Origin of the sequence: Paenibacillus sp. OT2-17, assembly GCF_009827695.1 — a bacterium.
GTDB classification, from domain to species: domain Bacteria; phylum Bacillota; class Bacilli; order Paenibacillales; family Paenibacillaceae; genus Paenibacillus; species Paenibacillus polymyxa_B.
On the sequence record NZ_WUDQ01000155.1, the window covers coordinates 1 to 7696 of the forward strand.

General features: G+C 41.3%; 6 protein-coding genes and 2 pseudogenes. 1 reads left to right on the forward strand and 7 read right to left on the reverse strand.

The annotated features are described in order from the left end of the window. The 5 genes and pseudogenes from GRP75_RS15710 to GRP75_RS15725 all read right to left on the reverse strand — a co-directional run. Nucleotides 1-1383: helix-turn-helix transcriptional regulator (locus GRP75_RS15710; protein ID WP_160789764.1), on the reverse strand; the 1383-nt coding region annotated here is incomplete at its 3' end. Between the two features lie 473 nt (nucleotides 1384-1856). Beyond that, nucleotides 1857-2843, reverse strand: a complete 987-nt coding sequence (locus tag GRP75_RS15715; protein WP_237449067.1) for a hypothetical protein — start codon at nucleotides 2841-2843, stop codon at nucleotides 1857-1859. 241 nt (nucleotides 2844-3084) lie between these two features. Further along, complete coding sequence (locus GRP75_RS29790) at nucleotides 3085-3393, reverse strand: hypothetical protein (RefSeq protein ID WP_237449068.1); 309 nt, start codon at nucleotides 3391-3393, stop codon at nucleotides 3085-3087. 199 nt (nucleotides 3394-3592) lie between these two features. Beyond that, nucleotides 3593-3757, reverse strand: coding sequence for a hypothetical protein (locus GRP75_RS29250; protein ID WP_202404160.1), 165 nt, complete (start codon nucleotides 3755-3757; stop codon nucleotides 3593-3595). Between the two features lie 139 nt (nucleotides 3758-3896). After that, nucleotides 3897-4133, reverse strand: a pseudogene (locus GRP75_RS15725) (DNA methyltransferase); the annotation flags it as partial. Nucleotides 4134-4478: 345 nt separating this feature from the next. On the opposite strand from GRP75_RS15725, the pseudogene GRP75_RS15730 reads away from it, so the two are divergent. Continuing rightward, nucleotides 4479-5680: pseudogene (locus GRP75_RS15730) on the forward strand (tyrosine-type recombinase/integrase). Between the two features lie 97 nt (nucleotides 5681-5777). Here GRP75_RS15730 and groL read toward each other — a convergent pair. Next, nucleotides 5778-7406 (reverse strand): chaperonin GroEL, encoded by a 1629-nt coding sequence (gene groL, locus GRP75_RS15735; protein ID WP_013309215.1) that lies wholly within the window; start codon nucleotides 7404-7406, stop codon nucleotides 5778-5780. A 73-nt stretch (nucleotides 7407-7479) separates the two neighbouring features. Then, the coding region (locus tag GRP75_RS15740; protein ID WP_160789765.1) for a co-chaperone GroES at nucleotides 7480-7696 on the reverse strand (217 nt) is incomplete at its 5' end.

Below are 7696 nucleotides of genomic sequence, written 5' to 3' on the forward strand. Positions count from 1 at the left end.
ATCTAACCACACCTTTTCTAAGAGATTGTAAAACTCTGTTTTTGTTTCAGGAGCCGCCTGAGCTTTGAAACGCACAAACAAGCCCATACAATTTATAAAATAAGTCTCATTATTTATTGTATGTGACTTTACCATTGAATACATCAAATATTTAAAGCCAACGTTATGCATCCCTCGGTACAAATAATAATAAGCCAATTCATATCCAAAGCGTGCAAACTGTTCTGGTATAACTTGCTTAGTATACATGTCAGATGATGGTTGTCCGTGTTGCACAATAGAGCCAATAACCGTTTCAAAACGTTTAAGTATGTAATTCACATCTAACTGATATCGGTTAGCTGCAAACATTACGTTCAACAGCTTAGTAACCATTTCTTTGTCGGCCTCATTAGATGTTGCAGCTATATATTCAACATAATCGTTAAGCACACTTGTATCCCCAGACAAAAGTTTAAATACGTAAGTATTAACTTCTGCCCAATGTTGAAACAAGCCGATCCAATCCTGTGTATCCTCGTCTGTCTCTTTCACCCAATTTAAGTTAGCGTATGCGTATGTATACTGTAGAGCTTGTTGATAATCGCCTTGGGCTTCACAAACACCTGCACACAACAAGTCAGCATAGGTAATATACACAAACATGGGACGACTTAGCTTCTTAGTAGACTCATCACGTTTTAGATCCTTCTGTTGATGTTTTAAAGTATATTGGACTTCCGCTTTAGCTTTCATTTTCCTTGTCATTTCTTCAACCTTGTCCCATTTACGCAATGACCTGTACATGTTCGCCAAATCTTTCAATGCATCAAGTTGGTCTATTTCATCTAGGCGCTCAACAAAAGCTTTAAATATCGTAGCTGCACTGAGATTGCGACTTTGATCGTCTCCAACTTGAATCGTGAATATACGATATTGACAGACTGCCAAACGCTCAGAATGTTGATATTTCTCCGCTTCAGCCACACCCTCATAGAGCAGTAGCGCAGCCTCATGTCGTCCCTGCGCCAACAATTCTTCTGCAATTTCAAATAGCTTGGGTGAATATAGTAGATTGTCCATGATAGCTCCCACCACTCGACGGATCGCATCCAGCTTGTCCAACTCCGCACAGCGAAACAAAAATGGCTCGATTCGCCTCATATTCGGGGGATGGTCGATAATGTAGTTTTCTATAAACAGATCGTAAAAATCCCCTTCTGGTAAATCCATAGCCTCAGTGATTAGGTCAAGCTGGTTAACAGACATTGACTTATTCCCTGTCACAATAGCACTTACTATTCCCCTATTCATGCCTGCAAGTTGTCCAAATTGCGCTATGCTCAAACCCTTTTGTTGTAAGTATCTATCTAATTCTGCTCGAATCGTAGGTGTATGCTTCATGCCATAGCCACCCTTCGCATAAAAATCCCATAATTTTATATTCATTTACTATTTTTGTCCAGCAATTAACCAGTTGTCAATATCTTTTTTTGCGAATTATGTAGAAATACTGCGTTTGTCATAAGAGCACTCCTGTAAACAAAAAACACCCCACTGGCTTTAGCCAGCAGGGTGGGATTACAAACAGATTTTCAAAATTGAGCACAACCGGCTTACCCTTCCATTGCTCCAGCAGCTTCCACGTCACCTCGGGCGTTTTGTAGGTGACTGTTTGCTTGCTATCCGTCTCCCAAATTTTCTCTCCCAATAGCGCGGAAGGATAGTAGAAAAAGAAACCCGTTTCACTTTCGAGATGGGTTTCCCTGTGCGCTCATGTCCAGTTATGACGGTAAAGGTTTCAACTTCATTGCCTCCGGTTATTTGATCTCTGCCGGGTCGATAGGAAAAGTAAGGCGGATTCCCAGAAATTATATTTAAAAATTCGTATTAGTACTAGTCCGAACTCCGAGCTTTCCAGACATGGAACCAGAACCGCTACTTAAACTAACATAAAATTTCCCTGTGGACCATACCTTGCTTTTATTTAATATTTCATCGAATGTTTTACCAGGTTTTACTGTTCCACTGTACTCTTCCGCACCAGATGCACTTCCCTGATTCACAGTAAAAGTTATAGTAGTGTCCCCTGTGTTTCTCAAGTACAATCTTACATATCCATATCCTCCTTTAACGTCAAAATCAGCAGAATCATTAAATCCAGCTACTGGACGATCAACAATTTGTCCATCAGTAGCTTGTGGAGTAATGACATGGTCACCAGTAGTTGTTTTACTAGCATCTTGGGTCGCCGTAGTGGATGTATCTGCAGAATCATTTCCTGATACACCCCATGTTGTGACATGCACAATGTCGCCGTTAGCTCTCCATTGTATTTCATAATTTCCGGAGCGCAGCCCTTGTGAAAAAGAATTTACACTATCCCAGAACAATTTTTTATGAGCACCAATAGTCTTAACAATATATTGTTTTCCACTGTCTGTATGCACCAGACTAAAGGTAATGGTTGAACCACCTCTATTTTTGGCAAAAATTTTAAGATGCCCGTATCCCGGATCTAATACAAAACGTGATACTGGGTCCTTTTTGTCGAAAATGTCCTCAAAAACATCTCTTGATTTTTGAGGAGTTATGACTTGGTCACTAATAGTTGATTTACCAGCATTTTTGGTCGCAATACTAGATGTATTTGCAGAATCAGACGCATCTGAACTTGCACAGATCACACTCGGCACAACAACAGCCCCCAACAAACTAATAGATAAGGCTGATGAAAAATTTTTTTTTTCTTTTTCACCAATATCATTTCTCCTTTGAGTTATAAACGAAGCAAGGAAAGCTTCAAACCGAATGGCCTGAAGCTTTCCTTGCTTCGTTGCAGTATAAGAAACTTCTCCAATCAAGCGAGCTACCAGTTAGCTTTTCTTATACAAAACTTTATAGCTTGGTTTAATTAAAGTTCATCTGGGTTAGTGGCTGATATAGCCCATGCTGAGGCGTCTACATAAGCTCCGCCGGCACGCCACTGTATTTCATATTTTCCTGAGCGCAATCCGCTTGAAAACCCATCCGTGCTATACCAATTAAATGTATCACCAGCACCCACATACTTGGTAAAATAATCTTTCCCACTGTCGACATGCTTTAAGGTAAAGTGAGCGTAGCTTTGGTGTTGTTTCTTACACGAATCTTAACATGACCATATCCAGGATCTATGGAGAACTCTGTTAATGGCGACTTGCCGTCAAGGTTCACATTAAAAAGATCTTTTGTTCTAAAAAGACTTATATCATGATTACCAGGTGTTTTCACCTCATCGTGGGTCGCGTACGTCGATGTATTTGCGGAATTAGTTGCAGCATCTGAATCCGCAAAGATCGCACTGGGTACAGCAATAGCTCCTCCTAGCAAACCTAAAGATAAGGCTGACGCAATTAAATGTTTCTTCTTCATAATACTTCTATTCCTCCTTAATATATTAAACTACCACCTCATTCTACTAAAAGATTCCATGTTTCTAATTTCTTTTACAATAAAATCTTAATGTTGTTTAATAAATCCATATTTATGCATTAACTAACAAGATTATTATATGCTTTTACAACTCATCCTTTTGAAGCTTTATATCCAGCTCAATCAGACGATCCAATTCCTAGATCGTCTGCATTTTTATATTTCCAGCTTGCAGGTCTTTGACCCACTGAGCTATGCCAGCCTTAACAATCTTCCGGTACTGCGCCTTGCTTTCAAGGATACCTTCTATGATTTCAATCTCGCGTTGTAATGCTGTGTTGTATTGTTCGTCTGCTGTTCCCATTGTCGTATCCCTCGGCTTTCCTATATACTGGAATGCGAGATAGCGGATGTCTGCAAAATGCCACGCGTGGCGGGCCGCTATCTCAGCCGGGGGATACCCTGGATTGGGGGGGAGGACGTTAGTCGCGTCCTCCTTTTTCCTATGCTACGGGTTTAGCCCGATGCAACAGGACTGGCTCAATACCAGTACTCTCCAGGAATCGTTTTTTAATTACATCGCAGAAGATCGGGTCCAGTTCCAATGTCCGGCATGTCCGGTCCATCTGCTCACATGTCATAAGCATGGAGCCGCTGCCGCCAAAGAAATCGACAACCTCGTCACCACGCTGGCTGCTATTCTTAATTGGAATGGCCAATAGATCAAGAGGCTTATGACTTTTCGAATGTAATGGGCATTGTGACTATTCTTACAAATCAGAATTTAACTCGAGGCGAGGTAGTAGACATCAATTCAGGTTTGATAAGTTCTCTTTCTAATAAAACTTCCGAAAACGAGAAGAAAATTACAAAGAATAATATTGAGTATAAAATTATGATAACCAAGTACGGAATTATTTTTAGAGCAAGCAGAGCTGAGTAATTCTAAATATAAGGAAAATTCTCAAACGTTTGGAGTTTTTGTACAATAAAATTAGTTCAAATCATTCACAGCTAAAGCCCTTCTGGGCTTTTCTTTTCACTATTAAAGCGAACATTTGTACCTATATAAGGAGATAGAATGTATGGCATCCTTCACTAAAATTAAAGCAAACAACAAACAGGGCTATAAGTGGATTTGTACAGTAGACGGCCTACCTAAGCCTGTAACTGGTAAGAGAAATCAGATTGCACGTCGAGGTGATACTAAAAAGCAAGCTGAGGAGCGGGTACAGAAAGTCTTAGATGCCCAAAAAAATCATGGAATAGATACAAAAAAATCAAGAAGCTAACGTTCGAACAGGTAGCCTGGGATTGGTTAAAAACTTATTCCAAGAGCAAAGTAAAGAAAAACACCGTGAGAGTTAGAGAAAAAGAGATTAAGATCCTACTAAGATATATTGCTAAGGTCATAATAGACAAATTTACACATAAACAGTATCAGAATATCTTAAACGATTTAGATGATAAAGAATATGCTAGGACAACCATTGAGGGCGTACATGTAACTGCAAATATGATTATGAAATATGCAATAAAAAACAAAATGAGATTGGATAATCCGTGTTCGGGGGCAGTTATCCCGGCGAAAATGTTGACGGTAGAGGAAATTGAAAATAGCCCAATCGAGGATGGTTACTTAGAAAAGCATGAGCTGGCTGAATTTTTAAATGCAGTTAATGAACATGGTTTACCTGATGACATTGAAATCTTTCACTTGCTTGCCTTTTCAGGGATACGATCTAGGGAACTTTGTGCTTTAAAAGATACGGACTTTAACTTTGAATTAAATGAGTTACGAATAACCAAGACACTTTACAATCCTGATAATAATATGCTTAAATACACTCTAACTCCACCCAAATCTACAGGATCTATTCGTAAATTTAATATAATTGATAACGTTATGAATTTGCTCCAAAGACACATTGTTAAACAACAAGCTCTCAGACTTGAATACAAGAAACTATTTGATGATTATCATGAAAACAACTTTGTTTTTGCCCACAAGAACGGCTACCCACTCATTCAAAAAAATATATTAATCCGTATGGAACGTATTCTCAAGAAAACCTCAATTAAAAAGAAAGCTACTCCTCATATTTTTCGACACACTCACATATCGATGCTGACTGAAGCTGAAGTTGATCTCAAAACGATCATGAAGCAAGTTAGCCAAGATGACGCTAAAACTACATTGAAAGTCTATACGCACGTTACGGAGAAAATGAAGAAAAATGCCAATGAGAAGATTAAAAATCACTTCGCAGACATCCTTCAAATCTGACTGGTTGCATAGAATGTGATTTTTATGTGATTTTATAGAAAAGGACTCCCTCTCGGGAGCCCTTTAAATAGCGGTATTATAGGTTTTTTCAAACCTATTACATCATTCCACCCATACCACCCATGCCGCCCATATCAGGCATTGCAGCCTTTTCTGGTTCTGGCTTGTCAGCGATAACCGCTTCGGTAGTCAGGAACATTGCTGCTACGGAAGCAGCGTTTTGCAATGCATAGCGAGTTACTTTTGCAGGGTCCACGATACCAGCGTCGATCATGTTTACCCAGTCGCCAGTAGCTGCGTTAAAGCCTACGCCAACTTCTTCGCGTTTCAGACGCTCAACAATTACAGAGCCTTCTTCACCTGCATTAGCAGCGATGGTGCGGATTGGAGCTTCCAGAGCGCGCAACACGATGTTCACGCCTGTTTGCTCGTCGCCTTGCAGTTCAACAGCTGCAACTGCTTTGTATACGTTCAGGAGCGCTACACCACCACCGGATACGATACCTTCTTCAACCGCAGCACGGGTTGCGTTCAGGGCATCTTCGATGCGCAGTTTGCGTTCTTTCAATTCTGTTTCAGTTGCCGCACCGACTTTGATGACTGCTACGCCGCCGGACAATTTAGCCAGACGCTCTTGCAGTTTCTCTTTGTCGAACTCAGAAGTGGTTTCTTCCAGTTGCGTACGGATTTGGCTAACACGAGCATCGATGTCGGCTTTGTTTCCAGCACCGTCAACCACAATCGTATTTTCTTTAGTGATACGCACTTGACGTGCTGTACCCAGTTGGTCTACGGAAGCTGTTTTCAGGTCTAGACCCAGTTCTTCCGTGATCACTTGACCGCCTGTCAGGGCAGCGATATCTTGCAGCATTGCTTTACGACGGTCACCAAAGCCTGGAGCTTTAACAGCTACAGCGTTGAATGTACCACGCAGTTTGTTGACAACGAGCATAGCCAGCGCTTCGCCTTCGATGTCTTCAGCGATCAGAACGAGTGGCTTGCCTTGTTGTACGATTTTTTCAAGCAATGGCAGGATTTCTTGTGTGTTTGTGATTTTTTTGTCTGTGATCAGGATATATGGATTGTCCAGTACAGCTTCCATTTTGTCCGTATCTGTAATCATGTACGGGGAAATGTAGCCACGGTCAAATTGCATACCTTCAACCACTTCCAACTCTGTTGCAAAACCGCGGGATTCTTCAACCGTGATTACACCGTCTTTGCCCACTTTTTCCATAGCTTCAGCGATCAGTTCGCCTACTTCGTCATCAGCAGCGGAAATACCAGCTACTTGAGCAATGGATTGTTTGCTTTCGATTGGTTTGGAGATGGCTTGCAGTTCAGCAACAGCTGCTTTAACCGCTTTGTCAATCCCTTTACGGATACCGATTGGGCTTGCGCCCGCAGTTACGTTTTTCAGGCCTTCTGTGATGAGGGCTTGAGCCAAAACAGTAGCAGTAGTCGTACCATCACCAGCTACATCGTTCGTTTTGGTTGCTACTTCTTTAACCAGTTGAGCGCCCATGTTTTCGAACGCATCTTCCAGCTCGATTTCTTTTGCAATCGTTACACCGTCATTGGTGATGAGCGGGCTACCGAATTTTTTCTCCAGTACAACGTTACGGCCTTTCGGTCCGAGTGTTACTTTAACAGCATTAGCCAATGCGTCAACCCCGCGCAGCATAGAGCGACGAGCGTCTTCACTAAATTTAATATCTTTAGCCATTTGTGATAAACCTCCCTATGGATTATGAATGATTTGTTTCAATTCCTATATTCAGGTCTTGTCCGGGTTCCGGTTAACCGATGATCGCGTGGATATCGCTTTCTTTCATAATCAAATATTCTTTACCTTCATATTTGATTTCCGTTCCAGCGTATTTAGAGAAAATGACACGGTCGCCTTCTTTTACTTCCAGAGGAATACGGGCACCGTCTTTCAATGCGCCTGCGCCAACCGCGATAATTTTGCCTTCTTGCGGCTTTTCCTTGGCAGAGTCAGGAAGTACGATCCCG

What these genes read in the sequence shown, in the direction of transcription:
- GRP75_RS29250 (WP_202404160.1), bottom strand. Translation starts at nt 3,757, where the DNA reads ATGGGAACAGCAGACGAACAATACAACACAGCATTACAACGCGAGATT.
- GRP75_RS29790 (WP_237449068.1), bottom strand. Translation starts at nt 3,393, where the DNA reads ATGAAGAAGAAACATTTAATTGCGTCAGCCTTATCTTTAGGTTTGCTA.
- groL (WP_013309215.1), bottom strand. Translation starts at nt 7,406, where the DNA reads ATGGCTAAAGATATTAAATTTAGTGAAGACGCTCGTCGCTCTATGCTG.